Annotated in this window: 18 protein-coding genes and 4 tRNA genes; 17 read left to right on the top strand and 5 right to left on the bottom strand. The window is 67.3% G+C overall.

Going from position 1 to position 17,936, the window contains the following annotated elements; genetic code table 11:
- The first annotated feature begins 93 nt into the window (after positions 1 to 93).
- The 10 genes from P3W75_RS16040 to P3W75_RS15995 all read left to right on the top strand — a co-directional run bounded on the left by P3W75_RS16040 (position 94) and on the right by P3W75_RS15995 (position 6,438).
- On the top strand, positions 94 to 1,014 hold the full coding sequence (locus P3W75_RS16040) for a LysR family transcriptional regulator (RefSeq protein WP_276228296.1): 921 nt from the start codon (positions 94 to 96) through the stop codon (positions 1,012 to 1,014).
- A gap of 50 nt (positions 1,015 to 1,064) precedes the next feature.
- Positions 1,065 to 2,549: a glutamate--tRNA ligase gene (gene gltX / locus P3W75_RS16035; RefSeq protein ID WP_276228295.1), complete on the top strand. Its 1,485-nt coding sequence runs from the start codon at positions 1,065 to 1,067 to the stop codon at positions 2,547 to 2,549.
- A gap of 277 nt (positions 2,550 to 2,826) precedes the next feature.
- Positions 2,827 to 2,902, top strand: a tRNA-Ala gene (locus P3W75_RS16030).
- A 53-nt stretch (positions 2,903 to 2,955) separates the two neighbouring features.
- Positions 2,956 to 3,031 (top strand) — tRNA-Glu (locus tag P3W75_RS16025).
- A 45-nt stretch (positions 3,032 to 3,076) separates the two neighbouring features.
- Positions 3,077 to 3,152: transfer RNA gene (locus P3W75_RS16020), tRNA-Ala, on the top strand.
- 42 nt (positions 3,153 to 3,194) lie between these two features.
- Positions 3,195 to 3,270: transfer RNA gene (locus P3W75_RS16015), tRNA-Glu, on the top strand.
- A 161-nt stretch (positions 3,271 to 3,431) separates the two neighbouring features.
- On the top strand, positions 3,432 to 4,004 hold the full coding sequence (locus P3W75_RS16010) for a TetR/AcrR family transcriptional regulator (RefSeq protein WP_276228294.1): 573 nt from the start codon (positions 3,432 to 3,434) through the stop codon (positions 4,002 to 4,004).
- 21 nt (positions 4,005 to 4,025) lie between these two features.
- The gene (locus P3W75_RS16005; RefSeq protein WP_276228293.1) at positions 4,026 to 4,871 is read left to right on the top strand and encodes an alpha/beta fold hydrolase; all 846 of its coding nucleotides are present in this window, start codon (positions 4,026 to 4,028) and stop codon (positions 4,869 to 4,871) included.
- 97 nt (positions 4,872 to 4,968) lie between these two features.
- Positions 4,969 to 5,412, top strand: a complete 444-nt coding sequence (locus P3W75_RS16000; RefSeq protein ID WP_276228292.1) for an acyl-CoA thioesterase — start codon at positions 4,969 to 4,971, stop codon at positions 5,410 to 5,412.
- Positions 5,413 to 5,478: 66 nt separating this feature from the next.
- Positions 5,479 to 6,438, top strand: a complete 960-nt coding sequence (locus P3W75_RS15995) for a tRNA dihydrouridine synthase (protein WP_276228291.1) — start codon at positions 5,479 to 5,481, stop codon at positions 6,436 to 6,438.
- Positions 6,439 to 6,566: 128 nt separating this feature from the next.
- Here the strand turns inward: P3W75_RS15995 and P3W75_RS15990 are convergent, their stop codons facing one another.
- Positions 6,567 to 7,313: an SDR family oxidoreductase gene (locus P3W75_RS15990; protein WP_276228290.1), complete on the bottom strand. Its 747-nt coding sequence runs from the start codon at positions 7,311 to 7,313 to the stop codon at positions 6,567 to 6,569.
- A gap of 143 nt (positions 7,314 to 7,456) precedes the next feature.
- Between P3W75_RS15990 and P3W75_RS15985 the strand changes: the two genes are divergently transcribed.
- Positions 7,457 to 7,903, top strand: a complete 447-nt coding sequence (locus tag P3W75_RS15985; RefSeq protein WP_276228289.1) for an Hsp20 family protein — start codon at positions 7,457 to 7,459, stop codon at positions 7,901 to 7,903.
- A gap of 74 nt (positions 7,904 to 7,977) precedes the next feature.
- Here P3W75_RS15985 and P3W75_RS15980 read toward each other — a convergent pair whose 3' ends face one another.
- The 3 genes from P3W75_RS15980 to P3W75_RS15970 all read right to left on the bottom strand — a co-directional run bounded on the left by P3W75_RS15980 (position 7,978) and on the right by P3W75_RS15970 (position 10,640).
- A complete protein-coding gene (locus P3W75_RS15980) occupies positions 7,978 to 9,045 on the bottom strand; it encodes a YkvI family membrane protein (RefSeq protein WP_276228288.1) in 1,068 nt (355 codons plus the stop codon).
- Between the two features lie 76 nt (positions 9,046 to 9,121).
- The gene (locus P3W75_RS15975) at positions 9,122 to 9,496 is read right to left on the bottom strand and encodes a RidA family protein (RefSeq protein WP_276228287.1); all 375 of its coding nucleotides are present in this window, start codon (positions 9,494 to 9,496) and stop codon (positions 9,122 to 9,124) included.
- Between the two features lie 22 nt (positions 9,497 to 9,518).
- Positions 9,519 to 10,640 (bottom strand): NAD(P)/FAD-dependent oxidoreductase, encoded by a 1,122-nt coding sequence (locus tag P3W75_RS15970; protein WP_276228286.1) that lies wholly within the window; start codon positions 10,638 to 10,640, stop codon positions 9,519 to 9,521.
- Between the two features lie 107 nt (positions 10,641 to 10,747).
- Here P3W75_RS15970 and P3W75_RS15965 point away from each other — a divergent pair, with 107 nt between their 5' ends.
- Positions 10,748 to 11,371 carry a helix-turn-helix domain-containing protein gene (locus tag P3W75_RS15965; protein WP_276228285.1) on the top strand — a complete coding sequence of 208 codons (624 nt, stop codon included), beginning with the start codon at positions 10,748 to 10,750 and terminating at the stop codon, positions 11,369 to 11,371.
- Positions 11,372 to 11,477: 106 nt separating this feature from the next.
- Here the strand turns inward: P3W75_RS15965 and P3W75_RS15960 are convergent, their stop codons facing one another.
- A complete protein-coding gene (locus P3W75_RS15960; protein ID WP_276228284.1) occupies positions 11,478 to 12,371 on the bottom strand; it encodes a LysR family transcriptional regulator in 894 nt (297 codons plus the stop codon).
- A 173-nt stretch (positions 12,372 to 12,544) separates the two neighbouring features.
- On the opposite strand from P3W75_RS15960, the gene leuC reads away from it, so the two are divergent.
- The 5 genes from leuC (at position 12,545) to asd (ending at position 17,777) form a co-directional block, all read left to right on the top strand.
- Positions 12,545 to 13,972 carry a 3-isopropylmalate dehydratase large subunit gene (gene leuC, locus P3W75_RS15955; protein ID WP_276228283.1) on the top strand — a complete coding sequence of 476 codons (1,428 nt, stop codon included), beginning with the start codon at positions 12,545 to 12,547 and terminating at the stop codon, positions 13,970 to 13,972.
- Positions 13,973 to 13,983: 11 nt separating this feature from the next.
- Entirely contained in the window at positions 13,984 to 14,628 is a 645-nt protein-coding gene (gene leuD / locus P3W75_RS15950; protein ID WP_276228282.1) for a 3-isopropylmalate dehydratase small subunit, read from the top strand.
- Between the two features lie 33 nt (positions 14,629 to 14,661).
- Complete coding sequence (locus tag P3W75_RS15945; protein ID WP_276228281.1) at positions 14,662 to 15,426, top strand: class I SAM-dependent methyltransferase; 765 nt, start codon at positions 14,662 to 14,664, stop codon at positions 15,424 to 15,426.
- A 73-nt stretch (positions 15,427 to 15,499) separates the two neighbouring features.
- Complete coding sequence (leuB, locus tag P3W75_RS15940) at positions 15,500 to 16,582, top strand: 3-isopropylmalate dehydrogenase (RefSeq protein ID WP_276228280.1); 1,083 nt, start codon at positions 15,500 to 15,502, stop codon at positions 16,580 to 16,582.
- 82 nt (positions 16,583 to 16,664) lie between these two features.
- Positions 16,665 to 17,777, top strand: a complete 1,113-nt coding sequence (asd, locus tag P3W75_RS15935; RefSeq protein WP_276228279.1) for an aspartate-semialdehyde dehydrogenase — start codon at positions 16,665 to 16,667, stop codon at positions 17,775 to 17,777.
- Positions 17,778 to 17,936 lie beyond the last annotated feature (159 nt).

The raw sequence follows: 17,936 nt of genomic DNA, 5'->3' as shown, positions 1-17,936 counted from the left end.
TTGGTTGGCCAAAATGTTCACCAATTTACCAGTGTTCCCGGTCGGGGCGCAGTCGCTACAATTCGGAAACTTTGTTGTGTATAGGGAACAATAATGGGGCTGGATGATGCGCTGATCTTCACCCGCGTGGTGGAGTTCCACAGTTTCACCCAGGCCGCGCACAGTCTGGGCATGCAGAAGTCGACCGTGAGCCGGCGCCTGGCCCTGCTCGAAGAGCGCCTCGGCGTGCGCCTGCTCAACCGCACCACCCGCAAGCTGCGCCTGACCGAAGTGGGCCAGGCCTATTACGACCGCTGCCGGCAGATCATGCTCGACTTCGCCGAGGCCGAGCAGGCGGTGATGCAGCTGCAGCAGGCGCCCACCGGGCTGCTGCGGATCACCGCGCCCATCGAGTTCGGCCAGATGTACCTGGGCGAGGTGCTCGGCGACTTCATGCGCCTTTATCCACAGATCACCGCCGAAGTCGAGCTCAGCTCGCGCAACGTCGACCCGCTGGAGGAGGGCGTGGACATCGCCATCACCGTCGGCCAGCCGGAGGATTCGACGCTGATCGCCCGCCGCCTGCTGGTCACCAGCCGCTGCCTGTGCGCCAGCCCCGCCTACCTCGAACGGCACGGCCGGCCCGAGCGCGTCGAGGACCTGGCCAGGCATCGCGCGGTGCTGATGTCGCAGGACTCGCAACGCTACTGGCCGCTGCTGCACGAAAGCGTGCCGTGCCAGCGCGCGCTGTCCTGCAACAACGTTTCCTTCGCCCGCGAGGCGGTGCTGGCCGGGGTCGGCATCGCCTCGCTGCCGGAGCTGATCGTCGACGCGGCGCTGCAGGGCGGGCGCCTGGAGCGCCTGCTGCCGCAGGTCCAGTTGCCTATCGGCGAGCTCTACGCGGTGTACCCGTCGCGGCGTTTCCAGGCAATGAAGGTGAAGACCTTCCTCGACTACCTGATCCACCGCCTGCCCATCGACGAAGCCCATCGGCTGGAGCCGGGGGCGGCGCGCCTGTTAACATCGCTACCATGAGCGCCGGCCACGCGCCGCGCCGTTCCAACCCGCTTTTCACGAGAGCCTCCATGACCACTGTCCGCACCCGTATCGCGCCGTCTCCCACCGGCGACCCGCACGTCGGCACCGCCTACATCGCGCTGTTCAACCTGTGCTTCGCTCGCCAGCACGGCGGCAAGTTCATCCTGCGCATCGAGGACACCGACCAGGTGCGTTCCACCCGCGAGTCGGAACAGCAGATCTTCGACGCCCTGCGCTGGCTGGGCATCGAGTGGGACGAGGGCCCGGACGTCGGCGGCCCGCACGGCCCGTACCGGCAGAGCGAGCGCAGCGCGATCTACAAGCGGTACAGCGACGAGCTGGTGGAAAAGGGCCACGCCTTCCCCTGCTTCTGTTCCGCCGAGCGCCTGGACGCCATTCGCGCCGAGCAGCAGGCGCGCAAGGAAACCCCGCGCTACGACGGCCACTGCATGCACCTGCCGAAGGAAGAGTCGCAGCGTCGCATCGCCGCCGGCGAATCCCACGTGGTGCGCATGAAGGTGCCGACCGAGGGTGTCTGCGTGGTGCCGGACATGCTCCGCGGCGACGTCGAGATCCCGTGGGACCGCATGGACATGCAGGTGCTGATGAAGGCCGACGGCCTGCCCACCTACTTCCTGGCCAACGTCGTCGACGACCACCTGATGGGCATCACCCATGTGCTGCGCGGCGAAGAGTGGCTGCCCTCGGCGCCCAAGCTGATCAAGCTGTACGAGTACTTCGGCTGGGAGCAGCCGGTGCTCTGCTACATGCCGCTGCTGCGCAACCCGGACAAGAGCAAGCTGTCCAAGCGCAAGAACCCCACCTCCATCACCTTCTACGAGCGCATGGGCTTCCTGCCCCAGGCGCTGCTGAACTACCTGGGCCGCATGGGCTGGTCGATGCCCGACGAGCGCGAGAAGTTCAGCCTGGCGGAGATGATCGAGCACTTCGACCTGTCGCGCGTGTCCCTTGGCGGGCCGATCTTCGACATGGAGAAGCTGTCCTGGCTGAACGGCCAGTGGATTCGCGAGCAGTCGGTCGAGGAGTTCGCCCGCGAAGTGCAGAAGTGGGCGCTCAACCCCGAGTACCTGATGCAGATCGCGCCGCACGTCCAGGGCCGGGTGGAGAACTTCAGCCAGATCGCGCCGCTCGCCGGGTTCTTCTTCAGCGGCGGCGTGCAGCTGGACGCCAAGCTGTTCGAGCACAAGAAGCTCGACGCCACCCAGGTGCGCCAGGTTCTGCAGCTGGTGCTGTGGAAGCTGGAAGCGCTGCGCCAGTGGGAGAAGGATCGCATCACCGCGACCATCCAGGCCGTGGCCGAACACCTGGAGCTGAAGCTGCGTGACGTCATGCCGCTGATGTTCCCGGCCATCACCGGCCAGGCCAGTTCGGTATCGGTGCTCGACGCCATGGAAATCCTCGGTGCCGACCTCTCGCGCTATCGCCTGCGCCAGGCCCTGGAGCTGCTGGGCGGGGCGTCGAAGAAGGAAGCCAAGGAGTGGGAGAAGATCCGCGACGCCATCGCCGGCTGACGGACGCCTTCTGACAAAAGGCCGGCTGCCTTCGAGCGCCCGGCCTTTTTCATGTCCATAATCCGCGCTGGAACCGCTGCGCGCGGGGCCCGAAGCCTGCGACGCAGGGCAGGGGATAATGGCCCGCTCTGCTAAGTGATTGTTCTTTGGGAGAAAAAAATTAAAAAAGTCGAAAATTCTTGTTGACAGGGTTACGCCCCACCCCTAAGATGCGCCCCGTTCCAGCGACGAACTGAACGACAGAGCGAAGCGGGAACGGTAGATGTAGCGGTACTTTGGGGCTATAGCTCAGCTGGGAGAGCGCTTGCATGGCATGCAAGAGGTCGACGGTTCGATCCCGTCTAGCTCCACCAAATTACCAGTAGGCAGCGTCACTCGCTGACGGTGCCGAAAATCGAAGGATTGCGTCCCCTTCGTCTAGTGGCCTAGGACACCGCCCTTTCACGGCGGTAACAGGGGTTCGAGTCCCCTAGGGGACGCCACTTTTTCCAGCGACGATGCGCTCGCGTCGTCCGCCAGAGTCATCTGGGGCTATAGCTCAGCTGGGAGAGCGCTTGCATGGCATGCAAGAGGTCGACGGTTCGATCCCGTCTAGCTCCACCAAATTGCCAGAATTCGCGAATCGCGGATTTCTTCGAAGGTTAAGTCCCCTTCGTCTAGTGGCCTAGGACACCGCCCTTTCACGGCGGTAACAGGGGTTCGAGTCCCCTAGGGGACGCCAATTTTCCCGCTCTGCGGGGCCTATAGGGCCACTCAATTTTCGAGTGGCCCTTTTGTTTTTCCCTCCCGAAAATTTCGTTTCCCGACCAGCGGTCGCGCTCAACGCTTGCCGATTTTTATTATGAGAATAATATTCTACTCATAATATTTTTGGAGAGCGCCATGAGCCGCAAGACCGCCAGCAGCGACAGGGCAGTAGGCGAGAAGAAAGCCCAGACCCGCGAACGCATTCTTTGCGCGGCCGCCGACGCGCTGGTCCGTCGTGGCCCGCTGGAGCCCAGCGTGGCCGAAGTGATGGGCGCCGCCGGGCTGACCGTCGGCGGCTTCTACGCGCACTTCGAGAGCAAGGACGCGCTGATGCTGGAGGCCTTCCGCCAACTGCTGGCGACGCGCCGGGAAAAGCTCAAGCACTTCGATCCGGACATGCCGTTCAGCGAGCGCCGTCAGCTGGCCGCGGCCTTCTACCTGTCGCGCAAGCACCGCGACAGCGAGGAGCCGGGTTGCCCCATCCCCAGCTCCCTGGGCGGCCTGGAGCAGCTCCCGGAGGGTTTCCGGCAAACCCTCGCCGAACACATCGAACTCATGGTCGCCGAGCTGGCCGAGCGTCCCGAGGACGCCGACACCGTGCTCGCCGATATCGCCCTGATGGTGGGCGGACTGGCGCTGTCGCGAGCCCTGGGCTCGTGCGATTTGTCCGACCGCGTTTTGCGTGCCGCCAAGAAAGCGGTGGATTGATCCTCGAAGGAGGGACTGGCAATGAGCAGCTTGACCTGGATACGTGGCATCAACGCGAGCCTCGGCCGTGTGGCGCCGGAATGGGCGGCGCGGCGCATGCGCGACATCTTCATGACCCCGCGCGCGCTGCAGCCGCGCGACTGGGAGCTGCCACTGCTGGCCAGTTCCGAGCGCGTCACCCTGCGCTTCGGGCTTTCCGCGCTGCGCTGGGGTGAAGGCCCGGCGGTGCTGCTGATGCACGGTTGGGAAGGGCGGCCGACGCAGTTCGCCCACCTGATCCGCGAGCTGGTCGGCGCGGGCTACGCCGTGGTGGCGCTGGACGGCCCGGCCCACGGCCGCTCGCCGGGGCGCGAAGCGCATCCGCTGCTGTTCGCCCGCGCGCTGCTGGAGGCCGCCAGCGAGCTGCCGCCGCTGCGCGCGGTGATCGGCCATTCCATGGGCGGCGCCAGCGCGCTGCTGGCGACGCAGATGGGCCTGCGCACCGAGGCGCTGGTCACCATCGCCGCGCCGAGCCGGGTGATCTCCGTGCTGCGCCGCTTCGCCGCTTTCATGGGGCTGCCGGCCGAGGCGCGCTACCGCTTCATCCGCCAGGTCGAGGCGAGCACCGGGATGCCGGCGGCGCAGCTGGATGTCAGTCGCTACGACCTGGACATGCCCGGCCTGGTGGTGCACGCGGAGGACGACCCGCAGGTACCCGTCGCGGATGCGCTGGACATCCACGCGGTCTGGCCGCGCAGCCGCCTGCTGCGCCTGGACGATGGCGGTCACCAGCGCGTGCTGGCCGACCAGCGGCTGAGCGACGCCGTGCTGGCACTGCTGGAAGGCCAGGAAGAACGTTACCTGCTACCTCTCGCCCTGGCCTCCTGAGCACGGCGGGGCAGCGGGACGCGTCCGGGCCCTGTAGACTGCCGGCTTCGATCATGCGGCCGGGTCACCCGACCCGGCCCCGGACTGGAGCAAGCGCATGGCCTGGGACCTGCCCGAACCCTTCGTCATCGACATCCGCGTGGGCGCCGAGGACATCGACGGCCTCGGCCACGCCAACAACGCCGTCTACGTCAGCTGGCTGGAGCGCTGCGCCTGGCGTCATTCGCAGCGCCTCGGCCTGGACCTGGCCGAGTATCGCCGGCTCGATCGCGCCATGGCCGTGGTGCGCCATGAAATCGACTACCTCGCCGCCGCCTACGAGGGCGAGGAGCTGCAGATGGGCACCTGGATCGTCGAATCCGACCAGAAGCTGCGCATGGACCGCTGTTTCCAGCTGGTGCGCCCGGCCGATGGCGTGACCCTGCTGCGCGCCCGCACCACCTTCGTCTGCATCGAGCTCTCCAGCGGCAGGCCCAAGCGCATGCCGGCGGAGTTCATCGAAGGCTACGGCCGCGCGCTGCTCGGCGCCGCGCCGGCCTGACGGCACTTTGCGCGGGCGGCGCCAGCCACTAGAATCCGCCGCCTGCGAAATCAAAGGTTCCCCGCCGTGCAAATTGCCCTGGCCCCGATGGAGGGGCTGGTCGACGAAATCCTCCGCGATGTGCTGACCCGGGTCGGCGGCATCGACTGGTGCGTCACCGAGTTCATCCGCGTCACCGACCGTGTGCATCCGCTCGCCACCTACGAGAAGCTGGCGCCGGAGCTGCTGCACGGCAGCCGCACCCGCGCCGGCACGCCGATGCGCGTGCAGTTCCTCGGCTCCGACCCGCAGTGCCTGGCGGAAAACGCCGCCCACGCCTGTGAGTTGGGCGCGCCGGTGATCGACCTGAACTTCGGCTGCCCGGCGAAGACGGTGAACAAGTCGCGCGGCGGCGCGGTCCTGCTCAAGGAGCCGGAGCTGCTGTTCTCCATCGTCGAAGCCGTGCGTCGCGCGGTGCCGGCGCACATCCCGGTGACCTCGAAGATGCGCCTGGGCTACGAGACCCCGGATGGCGCGCTGGATTGCGCCCGCGCCCTGGCCGACGGCGGCTCGGCCCACGTGGTGGTGCACGCGCGGACCAAGACCGATGGCTACAAGCCGCCGGCGCACTGGGAGTGGGTGGCCAGGGTGGCGGACGCGGTGAAGGTGCCGGTGTTCGCCAACGGCGAGGTCTGGACGCTCGAGGATTACCTGCGTTGCCGTTCCATCAGCGGCGTCGACGACATCATGCTCGGTCGCGGGCTGGTCTCGCGCCCCGACCTGGCCCGGCAGATCGCCGCCTGGCGCGACGGCCGCGACGTGCAGCCGATGGCCTGGGAAGAGCTGCGCGTGCTGCTCGAAGACTTCTGGCGGCAGGCGCGGCGCAAGCTGGCGCCGCGTTACGCGCCGGGGCGCCTGAAGCAGTGGCTGGGCATGCTCACCCGCAGCTATCCCGAGGCGGTGGAGCTGTTCGCGCAGATTCGCCGCGAGAGCGATTGCGAGCTGATCGACCGGCTGTTGCAGGTCGAGGTCGAAGAGGCCGCGTAGGAGGGGCGCCGGTTGCGCCGAAGTGCCTTTCGTAGGAGCGAGCTTGCTCGCGAACAGGCTCCGCTGCGGGGCTCATTCGCGAGCAAGCTCGCTCCTACAGTTCGCCGTGAGCAGGGCGCTTCCCCACGCTAGCGGCCGCCGCTGACGTCGACGAAAGTCCCGGTGCTGTAGCTCGATTCGTCGCCGGCGAGGAACAGGATCGCCCGCGCCACTTCTTCCGCCTGACCGCCACGGCCGAGCGGGATGGCGCTCTTCAGCCGTTCCACGCGCCCCGGCTCGCCGCCGCTGGCGTGGATTTCGGTATCGATCAACCCCGGCCGCACCGCGTTGACCCGAATACCTTCGGCCGCGACCTCCCTGGCCAGGCCGATGGTCATGCTGTCGATGGCGCCCTTGGCCGCGGCGTAGTCGATGTACTCGTTGGGCGAGCCCAGGCGCGAGGCCATCGACGACACATTGACGATGCTCCCACCGCTGCCGCCGTGGGCGCGGGCCATGCGCCGCACCGCCTCGCGGGCGCAGAGGAAGCTGCCCGTCACGTTCACCGCGAAGACCCGCTGCAGGCGCGCGGCGTCCATGTCCTCCAGGCGCATCTGGCGCTCCAGCACGCCGGCGTTGTTCACCAGCACGTCGAGGTGGCCGAAGGTCCGCTCGACGGCCTGGAACAGCCGCACCACCTCGGCCTCCTCGGCGACGTCGGCGGCGAAGGCCTCGGCCTGTCCGCCGGCGGCGCGGATGCGCCGCACCAGTGCCTCGGCCGCCTGGCGCTGGCGCCGGTAGTTGAGGGCGACGGTGTAGCCGCGTTCGGCGGCCAGCAGTGCGGTGGCGGCGCCTATGCCACGGCTGGCGCCGGTGATCAGCATGACTTTGCTCATGGGCATTCCTTCGACGAGCGGACTTGAAAGGCTTCGATGCGCCCCTATCTGTATTCGTGCGGGAGGCCGAAATCGGGTCCCGCTCCCGGAGTCCTGCAGACAGGCTCCACAAAAAACCTTGCTGAATTATTCAGGAGATTCGCATGAGCAACGTACTTTCTCTCGCCCCGCTGTTCCGCCAGTCCGTCGGTTTCGATCGTTTCAACGATCTGTTCGAGTCGGCCCTGCGCAGCGAAAGCGGCAGTTCCTACCCGCCCTACAACGTCGAGAAGCATGGTGAAGACCAGTACCGCATCGTGGTCGCCGCCGCCGGCTTGCAGGAAGAGGACCTGGAACTGCAAGTGGAGCGTGGCGTGCTGACCGTGACCGGCGGCAAACGCGAGAAAGCCAACGAAGGGGTCACCTTCCTGCACCAGGGCATCGCCCAGCGCGCCTTCAAGCTTTCGTTCCGCCTCGCCGACCATATCGAGGTCCAGGGCGCTGCGCTGAAGAACGGCCTGCTGAGTATCGAACTGGTGCGCATCGTTCCGGAGGAGGCCAAGCCCAAGCGGATCGCCATCAACGGCCAGCGTCCGGCCATCGAGGGCTGAACAGCCCCGTCCGACGCTGAATGAGAAACGCCCGCCTTGAACAAGGCGGGCGTTTTTCGTTGCGCGGGGGAAACTCAGCCGCGCTGTGCCTCGCTCAACGGAGCGCCGCGATCGCGCCACCAGGTGACGACGATGGCCAGCATCAGCACGAAGCCCAGGTAGCCCATGGCCGGGTAGACCATGCCGACCAGCTTGACGAAGCCGAACTGGCTGCCGACGAAGGCCAGGATCACCGCGGCCACGGTGCACAGGCGGAACGGCAGGCCGTAGGCCGCGCAGCGCGCCACCAGGGCGTAGGTCAGGCCGGTGGTGGTGCAGTACAGCTTGACCAGCAGCAGGGCCAGCATCACGTCGCCGAACCAGGGCGCGATGTTGTTGCTCAGCAGCAGGGTGGGGATGGCGCTGCCGCCGATGACGTCGATCTGCAGCAGCATCACCAGCGCCATGACCAGGATCAGCAAGCCCACGCCGGCGCCGCCGAGCAGGCCGCCGAGGCCGGCCTGGCGCAGGTTCGCCACGCTGCCACCCATCACCACCAGCACCGCCGCGGTGGCGGCGATGTTGTAGGACACGTAGAGGAAGGCGCTGAGCAGCCAGTTGGGCGCCGGGTGCGGCATGGCCAGGGCGATCTGCTCCAGCTCCGCCAGCGGCTTCTCGATGTGGGTCAGCGCGTAGACGGCGATGATCGCCACGATCAGCATCAGCACCGGGGTGATCAGGCTCATCAGGGTGATCACCCGCTTCAGCCCCAGGCACACGGTGATGACCGTCAGCACGCCGAGGACCACGCCGCCGATGGAGTGGCCGATGCCCAGCTGCTGCTCGAACGACGAGCTGGCGCCGGCGAGCATCACCACCACGGTGCCGAACAGGAAGAAGGTGAGCATCAGGTCGACGACCCGGCCCAGGTGGCGGCCGCAGATGTACTCCATGGCCTCCTTGTGCGACTGGGTCTGCAGGCGGCTGCCGATCTGGTAGAGGTTCATCACCAGGAAGGCGAACATTGCCAGGGCGACCAGGGCGCCGATCAGGCCCATGACGCCGAAGCCGCCGAAGAACTGGAGGATTTCCTGGCCGGAGGCGAAGCCGACGCCCACCACCAGGCCGATGAACGCGCCGCCGAGCTTGAGACTGGTCTTCATGAAGTGAATCCCTGTTGTTCTTTTCGTTGGGAAGCCCGCGCCACCGGCCCCTCGCCGGCGCCGCGGGCGTGCGGGATCAGGCTGCGCCGACGTAGGCCTGGACTTCGACCTCGACGTCCACGCCCAGCGCCAGGCCGGCGGTGACGCAGGAACGCACCGGCAGGCCCTGTTCGAAGTAGCGCTTGTAGACCTCGTTGAAGCCGGCGAAGTGGGCCATGTCGGTCAGCCACACGGTGGCCTTGATCACCTGGCCGAAGTGGGCGCCGCAGGCCTCCAGGCTTTCGCCGATGCGCTCCATCACCGCCTCGGTCTGGGCCTGGATGTCGCCCTTGACCACCTGGCCGTCGGCGCTCATCGGGATCTGCCCGGAGAGGAACAGGAAACCGCCGGCCTTGACCGCGCGGGAGAAGGGGAAGGGCAGGCTGCTGGGGTAACGCTGGATGTCGCTCATGGTCTGGTCTCCAGGGGGTGGATCAACGGAAGCGCGCCGGACTCAGGCGCTGGGGATCGACGCCTTCCTGGCGCAGGGGTTCGGGCAGCGGCTGGTCCAGCAGCAGCGCCTGGGCCAGGCGCGAGACGCCATCGGCCGACTGGATGCCGTAACCACCCTGGGCGGCCAGCCAGAAGAACGCCGGGCGCTCCGGGTCGCGGCCGACCACCAGGTCGCCGTCGGCGACGAACGAGCGCAGGCCCGCCCAGCTGTGGCCGGGGCGGCGGATATTCAGCGTGGTGTGTTCTTCGATGTGGTGCACGCCCAGGGCGATGTCCAGCTCTTCGGGCTGCACGTCCTGCGCCTCCACCGGGTCGGCGTTGGCCGGCGAGCCGAGCAGTTGGCCGGCGTCGGGCTTGAAGTAGAAACTCTCGTCGATGCCGATCACCGCCGGCCAGGCGCTGCAATCCACGCCTTCCGGCGCGGCGAAGGTGAAGGCGGTGCGACGCTTGGGCTGCAGGCCCACCGGGCGGACGCCGCAACGGCCGGCGACATGGTCGGCCCAGGCGCCGGCGGCGTTCACCAGTTGCGCCGTGCCCAGGCGCTCACCGTTGCTCAGTTCGAGGCTCCAGGCGCCGTCGGCGAAGTTCGCCGAGAGCAGCTCCAGGCCGCAACGCAGCTCGCCGTCGCGCTGGCGCAGGCCGCGCAGGTAGCCCTGGTGCAGGGCGTGCACGTCGAGGTCGCGGGCGTCGGGCTCGTAGAGCGCGCCGATGATGGCGTCCGCGCGCAGGCAGGGCAGGCGCTCCAGGGCTTGCGCCACGCTGATGGGATGCACGCCCGGGGTGTTGGCGGCGTCGCGCAGCAGCGCGCCATGCTCGGGGCCGCCGACGTACAGGCAGCCGCGCGGGGTGAGGATCGGGTGGTCGCTGAAGCCGGCCGGCGGCGCTTCGTAGAAGGCCCGGCTGGCGCGGGTCAGCGCCTGGATCTGCGGGGTGCCGTAGGCCTCCATGAACATCGCGGCGGAGCGCCCGGTGGAGTGGTAGCCGGGTTGCTCCTCGCGTTCCAGGACCAGCACGCGATGGCTTTCGCTCAGCCGGTAGGCCAGCGACGCGCCGGCGATACCGGCGCCGATAATGACGAAATCGTAGGGTGGGGTGGGGCTCACGGTGGCGCCTCAGGATATTTCTCGTATGTGAGAAATCTAAGATATGAGAATTTTTGCGCCCAACGCAAGGCCCGGTAAACTCCGCCCATCCACTTTCGAGACCTCCCATGAGCGCCAGCGATACCCAGCCCTTGCCCGTCGAGGGCGCTACTTCGTCACTGGACCGGCATGAGGTCGGCGCGCGCCTGCGGGCCGTGCGCAAGCAGCAGAAACTGACCCTGAAGCAGCTTTCCGAGCGTTCCGGCGTGGCGGTTTCGACGCTGTCGAAGATGGAGCTGGCGCAGGTCGCGGTGAGCTACGACAAGCTGGCCGCCGCCGCCCGCGCGCTGCAGGTGGACATCGCCCAGCTGTTCCGTCCGTTGCAACCGCGCGCCGTGCATCCGGCGCAGGCGGTGGTGGTGAAGACCCTGGTCGACGAAGTGGCCGGCTACGACACCGGCGGCTACGAGTACTACCCGATCGCCGGCGACTTCCCGCAGCGCGCCATGACTCCGCTCTACGCGCGCATCTTCGCCCGCGACGTCGGCGAGTTCGACGACTTCGTGCGCCACCCCGGCCAGGAGTTCGCCCTGGTCATGTCCGGGCGCGTGCGCATCCAGTTCGAGAACGGCGAGTCGGTGAGTATCGGCCCGCGCGAGACAGCCTACTTCGACAGCAGCGTCGGCCACCTGTACCTGAACGACGGCGAGGCCGACGAGGCGCAGGTGATGGTGGTGATGTCCGAGCGCTAGGGCCTGCCAACCGACAGAGGGGGGCGATGCCTCTTGCGTAGGAGCTCGCCATGCGTGCGAATCGCGGGCGTGGCCCGCTCCTACGGGAGAAACGCTGTGCTTCGGGTCAGACCAGGCAGGCCATGGGCGATACGGCCTGGGCGTCGAGCAGCGCCATGAACGCCCGCGCGGCGTTCGACAGGGTGCGCTCGGTGTGCAGGATGTAGCCCAGCTGGCGGCTCAGCTGGATGTCCTGCAGCGGCAGGCGCGCCACGGTTTCGTCGAGCATGGTGCGCGGCAGCACGCTCCAGGCCAGGCCGATGGAAACCATCATCTTGATCGTCTCCATGTAGTTGGTGCTCATGCCGATGTTCGGTGTCAGGCCTTCGGCCTCGAACATACGCCGCACGATGTGGTGGGTGAAGGTGTTGCCGCCGGGGAATACGGCCGGGTGCCGCGCCACGTCGGCGAGGAACACCGTGCCCTGCATGGCCAGCGGGTGCTCGGGAGCGGCGACGAAGTCCAGCGGGTCGTCCCACACCGGCACGGCGCGGACCGGCTCGGCGGTTTCCGGGGCCAGGGTGATCACCGCCAGCTCGGCGCGGCCATGGAGGATTTCCTCATAGGCCACCTCCGAGTCGCAGAACTGAATGTCCAGGGCCACCTGCGGGTGCGCCTTGGTGAAGGCGCGCAGCAGCGGCGGCAGGCGGTGCAGGCCGATGTGGTGGCTGGTGGCGAGCACCAGGCGGCCGCTGATCTCGCCGCTGAGATTGGTCAGCGCGCGCCGCGTGTCGTCGAGCACGTTGAGGATCTGGTAGGCGCGCGGCAGTAGCGCGCGGCCGGCTTCGGTCAGGCTCACCTCGCGGCCGACCCGGTCGAACAGGCGCACACCGAGCTGGCTTTCCAGGGCGGCGATGCGCTTACTCACCGCTGGCTGAGTCAGGTGCAGGCGTTCCCCGGCTTCGGAGAAGCTGCCGGACTCGGCGATGGCGAGGAAGGTATTGAGGCTGGTCAGGTCCATCGGGGGCTGGCTCCGGGAGGCGGGCGAGGGCGGCGCGGAAATTTATAACGCACTCGCATTCCTCCTGGGAATCCTTTGAATAAAAAATATGAATTTGAGTTATTCGTGGCCAGCCCATAGCATCATCCCCACAAGCCCAAGGGGCATAGAAAGACGCTGATGAGGATTCTCTGATGGCCGGCAAGACGCTCTACGACAAACTCTGGGAAATGCACGAAGTGAAGCGCCGCGACGACGGCTCCTCGCTGATCTACATCGACCGCCACATCCTCCACGAAGTGACCTCGCCCCAGGCCTTCGAAGGGCTGCGCCTGGCCGGCCGCAAGCCGTGGCGCATCGACGCCAACATCGCCACCCCGGACCACAACGTGCCGACCACCCGCGCCGAGCGCCAGGGCGGCCTGCAGGCGATTGCCGACGAGGTCTCGCGCATCCAGGTCATGACCCTGGACGAGAACTGCGACGACTTCGGCATCCTCGAATTCAAGATGAACGACGTGCGCCAGGGCATCGTCCACGTGGTCGGCCCGGAGCAGGGCGCGACCCTGCCGGGCATGACCGTGGTCTGCGGCGACTCGCACACCTCCACCCACGGCGCCTTCGGTGCGCTGGCCCACGGCATCGGCACCTCCGAGGTCGAGCACGTGCTCGCCACCCAGTGCCTGGTGGCCAAGAAGATGAAGAACATGCAGGTGCGCGTGGAGGGCCAATTGCCCTTCGGCGTGACCGCCAAGGACATCGTCCTCGCGGTGATCGGCAAGATCGGCACCGCCGGCGGCAACGGCCACGCGCTGGAGTTCGCCGGCAGCGCCATCCGCGACCTGTCCATGGAAGGCCGCATGACCATCTGCAACATGTCCATCGAAGCCGGTGCGCGCGTTGGCATGGTGGCCTGCGACGAGAAGACCGTCGCCTACGTCAAGGGCCGCCCGTTCGCACCCCAGGGCAGCGACTGGGACAAGGCCGTGGAAGCCTGGAGCGACCTGGTGTCCGACGCCGACGCGCACTTCGACACCATCGTCGAGCTGCGTGCTGAGGACATCAAGCCGCAGGTCAGCTGGGGCACCTCCCCGGAGATGGTCCTGGCCGTCGACCAGAACGTGCCGGACCCGGCCGTCGAGGCCGATCCGGTCAAGCGCGACTCCATCGTCCGCGCTCTCAAGTACATGGGCCTGAACGCCAACCAGGCGATCACCGACATCCAGCTGGACCGCGTGTTCATCGGCTCCTGCACCAACTCGCGGATCGAAGACCTGCGCGCCGCCGCCGCCGTGGCCAAGGGCCGCAAGGTCGCCGCCACCGTCAAGCAGGCGCTGGTCGTCCCCGGCTCGGGCCTGGTGAAAGCGCAGGCCGAACAGGAAGGCCTGGACAAGATCTTCCTCGAGGCCGGCTTCGAGTGGCGTGAACCGGGCTGCTCCATGTGCCTGGCGATGAACCCGGATCGCCTGGAGAGCGGCGAGCATTGCGCGTCGACCTCCAACCGCAACTTCGAAGGCCGCCAGGGCGCCGGTGGGCGTACCCACCTGGTCAGCCCGGCGATGGCCGCCGCCGCCGCGGTGACCGGTCGCTTCATCGACGTTCGTGAATTGATGCAGGCCTGAGGAAAACCGAGATGAAAGCCTTTACCCAGCACACCGGTCTCGTCGCGCCGCTCGACCGCGCCAACGTCGACACCGACCAGATCATTCCCAAGCAATTCCTCAAGTCGATCAAGCGCACCGGCTTCGGCCCGAACCTGTTCGACGAGTGGCGTTACCTGGATGTCGGCCAGCCGAACCAGGACAACTCCAAGCGCCCGGTGAACAAGGACTTCGTCCTCAACTTCCCGCGCTTCCAGGGCGCCAGCGTGCTCCTGGCCCGCGAGAACTTCGGTTGCGGCTCCTCCCGCGAGCACGCGCCCTGGGCCCTGGACGAGTACGGTTTCCGCACCGTGATCGCGCCGAGCTTCGCCGACATCTTCTTCAACAACAGCTTCAAGAACGGCCTGCTGCCGATCATCCTGAAGGACGAAGAAGTCGACGAGCTGTTCCAGCAGTGCGAAGCCACCGAGGGTTACCAGCTGACCGTCGACCTCGCCGCGCAGACCGTGACCCGCCCGGACGGCAAGCAGTACCACTTCGAGGTGGACGCCTTCCGCAAGCACTGCCTGCTCAACGGCCTGGACGATATCGGCCTGACCCTGCAGGCCGCGGATGCCATCCGTGACTTCGAAGCCGGCTACAAACAGCGCCAACCCTGGTTGTTCCGCGACGCCTGAGGGCGTCGCAGCACCCCGCGAACGGAGAGAATCATGACCCAGAGTCGCCACGAAGCCGTGGTCGAGCGCCAGTTCGGCGCCCAGGCCAACGCCTACCTGACCAGCGCCGTACACGCCCAGGGCGAGGAATTCGCCCTGCTGCGCGAGCGACTGTCGGCGAGCAGCGGCGCCCGCGTGCTGGACCTGGGTTGCGGGGCGGGGCACGTGAGCTTCCAGGTCGCGCCGCTGGCCGGCGAGGTGGTGGCCTACGACCTGTCCCAGCAGATGCTCGACGTGGTGGCCTCGGCCGCCGCCGAACGCGGCCTGGGCAATATCCGTACGCGCCAGGGCGTGGCCGAGCGCCTGCCGTTCGAGGACGGCGAGTTCGACTTCGTCTTCAGCCGCTACTCGGCGCACCACTGGCGCGACGTAGGCCAGGCCCTGCGCGAAGTGCGCCGGGTGCTGACACCTGGCGGCGTGGCCTGCTTCATCGACGTGGCGGCCCCCGGGCTGCCGCTGCTCGACACCCACCTGCAGGCGGTCGAGCTGCTGCGCGACACCAGCCATGTGCGCGACTACTCGCCGTCCGAGTGGGCGCGCCTGGTCGGCGAGGCGGGGCTTGCGGTCACCGGTTGCAGCCGCCAGCGCCTGCGCCTGGAGTTCACCTCCTGGGTCGAGCGCATGCGCACGCCGGACGTGATGCGCCAGGCCATTCGCGCCCTGCAGCTTTCCGTGGGTGACGAGGTGCGCGAATATTTCGAGATCGACGCCGAGGGCTCCTTCAGCACTGACGTACTGGTGCTCTGGGCCGAGCGTTGAACAACCTTCTGACCGCTCCGGGTGGCGCGAGCCGCCCGGAGCGTTACGTTATTTGCCAAGGGGCATAGGAAAGATGAGCAAGCAGATTCTGGTTCTCCCCGGTGACGGTATCGGCCCGGAAATCATGGCCGAGGCGGTCAAGGTCCTGGAACTGGCCAACGACAAGTTCCAGCTGGGCTTCGAACTGACCGAGGACGTCATCGGCGGCGCCGCCATCGACAAGCACGGCGTGCCGCTGGCCGACGAGACCCTGGAGCGCGCGCGCGCGGCCGACGCCGTGCTGCTGGGCGCCGTGGGCGGGCCGAAGTGGGACAAGATCGAGCGCGACATCCGCCCCGAGCGCGGCCTGCTGAAGATCCGCTCGCAACTGGGCCTGTTCGCCAACCTGCGCCCGGCGATCCTCTACCCGCAACTGGCCGACGCTTCCAGCCTGAAGCCGGAAATCGTCGCCGGCCTGGACATCCTCATCGTCCGCGAGCTGACCGGCGGCATCTACTTCGGCGCCCCGCGCGGCACCCGCGAGCTGGAGAACGGCGAGCGCCAGTCCTACGACACCCTGCCGTACAGCGAGAGCGAAATCCGTCGCATCGCCCGCGTCGGCTTCGACATGGCCCGCGTGCGCGGCAAGAAGCTGTGCTCGGTGGACAAGGCCAACGTCCTGGCTTCCAGCCAGCTGTGGCGCGAGATCGTCGAAGACGTGGCGAAGGACTACGCGGATGTCGAGCTGAGCCACATGTACGTCGACAACGCCGCCATGCAGCTGGTGCGCGCGCCCAAGCAGTTCGACGTGATGGTCACCGACAACATGTTCGGCGACATCCTGTCGGATGAAGCTTCCATGCTCACCGGTTCCATCGGCATGCTGCCCTCCGCCTCGCTGGACGCGAACAACAAGGGCATGTACGAGCCGTGCCACGGCTCGGCGCCGGACATTGCAGGCAAAGGCATCGCCAACCCGCTGGCGACCATCCTCTCGGTGTCGATGATGCTGCGTTACAGCTTCAACCAGGGCGCTGCCGCGGACGCCATCGAGAAGGCCGTGAGCCAGGTCCTCGACCAGGGCCTGCGCACCGGTGACATCTGGTCCGAAGGCTGCAAGAAAGTCGGAACCCGCGAAATGGGCGATGCGGTAGTCGCCGCGCTGCGGAATCTGTAATCTCTCCGGTTCGCCCGCCCCCGGGCACCCGAAAACACGGGCGGGGGCGGCGGTCCACTACTTATTCGAAGGTGTAGTAGCGATGAAGCGTGTAGGTCTGATCGGTTGGCGTGGCATGGTAGGTTCGGTGCTCATGCAGCGCATGCTGGAGGAGCGGGACTTCGACCTGATCGAGCCGGTTTTCTTCACCACTTCCAACGTCGGTGGCGAAGGCCCGTTGATCGGCAAGGACATCGCTACCCTCAAGGACGCCTACAGCATCGAGGAACTCAAGACCCTCGACGTCATCCTGACCTGCCAGGGCGGCGACTACACCAGTGAAGTCTTCCCCAAGCTGCGCGAAGCCGGCTGGCAGGGCTACTGGATCGACGCCGCCTCCAGCCTGCGCATGCAGGACGACGCGGTGATCGTCCTCGACCCGGTGAACCGTCGCGTCATCGACCAGTCGCTGGACGCCGGCACCAAGAACTACATCGGCGGCAACTGCACCGTCAGCCTGATGCTGATGGCCCTCGGCGGCCTGTTCGAAGCCGGCCTGGTCGAGTGGATGAGCGCCATGACCTACCAGGCCGCCTCCGGCGCCGGCGCGCAGAACATGCGCGAGCTGATCAAGCAGATGGGCACGATCCACGCGTCGGTCGCCGATGACCTGGCCAACCCGTCCAGCGCCATCCTCGACATCGACCGCAAGGTCGCCGAGAGCATCCGCAGCGAAGGCTTCCCCACCGAGAACTTCGGCGCGCCGCTGGCCGGCAGCCTGATCCCGTGGATCGACAAGGAACTGCCCAACGGCCAGAGCCGCGAAGAGTGGAAGGGCCAGGCCGAGACCAACAAGATCCTCGGTCGCTTCAAGAGCCCGATCCCGGTGGACGGCATCTGCGTGCGCATCGGCGCCATGCGCTGCCACAGCCAGGCGCTGACCATCAAGCTGAACAAGGACGTGCCGATGGCCGACATCGAGGGCCTGATCAGCCAGCACAACCCCTGGGTCAAGCTGATCCCCAACCAGCGCGAGATCAGCATGCGCGAACTGACCCCGGCCGCCGTCACCGGCACCCTGAGCGTCCCGGTCGGCCGCCTGCGCAAGCTCAACATGGGCTCGCAGTACCTCGGCGCCTTCACCGTCGGCGACCAACTGCTGTGGGGCGCGGCCGAGCCGCTGCGGCGCATGCTGCGCATCCTGCTGGAGCGCTGATAGCGACACCCCCGAAGACGCCGGCCCAGTGCCGGCGTCTTGCTTTGCGCGGGTGGAAAAGGTCGATCACTCGACAGAACGGAAAACTCGTCCGCGCGCGTATCGCTTTCTGTGACGGAGCGCGGGCTGGCCGTGGCCGCGCGCTGCTTATCCTCGCAG

Source organism: Pseudomonas citronellolis, assembly GCF_029335315.1.
GTDB classification, from domain to species: Bacteria; Pseudomonadota; Gammaproteobacteria; order Pseudomonadales; family Pseudomonadaceae; genus Pseudomonas; species Pseudomonas citronellolis_A.
This window is presented reverse-complemented; position numbering and strand designations above follow the sequence as displayed.

What these genes read in the sequence shown, in the direction of transcription:
- P3W75_RS16040 (WP_276228296.1), top strand. Translation starts at nt 94, where the DNA reads ATGGGGCTGGATGATGCGCTGATCTTCACCCGCGTGGTGGAGTTCCAC.
- gltX (WP_276228295.1), top strand. Translation starts at nt 1,065, where the DNA reads ATGACCACTGTCCGCACCCGTATCGCGCCGTCTCCCACCGGCGACCCG.
- P3W75_RS16010 (WP_276228294.1), top strand. Translation starts at nt 3,432, where the DNA reads ATGAGCCGCAAGACCGCCAGCAGCGACAGGGCAGTAGGCGAGAAGAAA.
- P3W75_RS16005 (WP_276228293.1), top strand. Translation starts at nt 4,026, where the DNA reads ATGAGCAGCTTGACCTGGATACGTGGCATCAACGCGAGCCTCGGCCGT.
- P3W75_RS16000 (WP_276228292.1), top strand. Translation starts at nt 4,969, where the DNA reads ATGGCCTGGGACCTGCCCGAACCCTTCGTCATCGACATCCGCGTGGGC.
- P3W75_RS15990 (WP_276228290.1), bottom strand. Translation starts at nt 7,313, where the DNA reads ATGAGCAAAGTCATGCTGATCACCGGCGCCAGCCGTGGCATAGGCGCC.
- P3W75_RS15985 (WP_276228289.1), top strand. Translation starts at nt 7,457, where the DNA reads ATGAGCAACGTACTTTCTCTCGCCCCGCTGTTCCGCCAGTCCGTCGGT.
- P3W75_RS15980 (WP_276228288.1), bottom strand. Translation starts at nt 9,045, where the DNA reads ATGAAGACCAGTCTCAAGCTCGGCGGCGCGTTCATCGGCCTGGTGGTG.
- P3W75_RS15975 (WP_276228287.1), bottom strand. Translation starts at nt 9,496, where the DNA reads ATGAGCGACATCCAGCGTTACCCCAGCAGCCTGCCCTTCCCCTTCTCC.
- P3W75_RS15965 (WP_276228285.1), top strand. Translation starts at nt 10,748, where the DNA reads ATGAGCGCCAGCGATACCCAGCCCTTGCCCGTCGAGGGCGCTACTTCG.
- P3W75_RS15960 (WP_276228284.1), bottom strand. Translation starts at nt 12,371, where the DNA reads ATGGACCTGACCAGCCTCAATACCTTCCTCGCCATCGCCGAGTCCGGC.
- leuC (WP_276228283.1), top strand. Translation starts at nt 12,545, where the DNA reads ATGGCCGGCAAGACGCTCTACGACAAACTCTGGGAAATGCACGAAGTG.
- leuD (WP_276228282.1), top strand. Translation starts at nt 13,984, where the DNA reads ATGAAAGCCTTTACCCAGCACACCGGTCTCGTCGCGCCGCTCGACCGC.
- P3W75_RS15945 (WP_276228281.1), top strand. Translation starts at nt 14,662, where the DNA reads ATGACCCAGAGTCGCCACGAAGCCGTGGTCGAGCGCCAGTTCGGCGCC.
- leuB (WP_276228280.1), top strand. Translation starts at nt 15,500, where the DNA reads ATGAGCAAGCAGATTCTGGTTCTCCCCGGTGACGGTATCGGCCCGGAA.
- asd (WP_276228279.1), top strand. Translation starts at nt 16,665, where the DNA reads ATGAAGCGTGTAGGTCTGATCGGTTGGCGTGGCATGGTAGGTTCGGTG.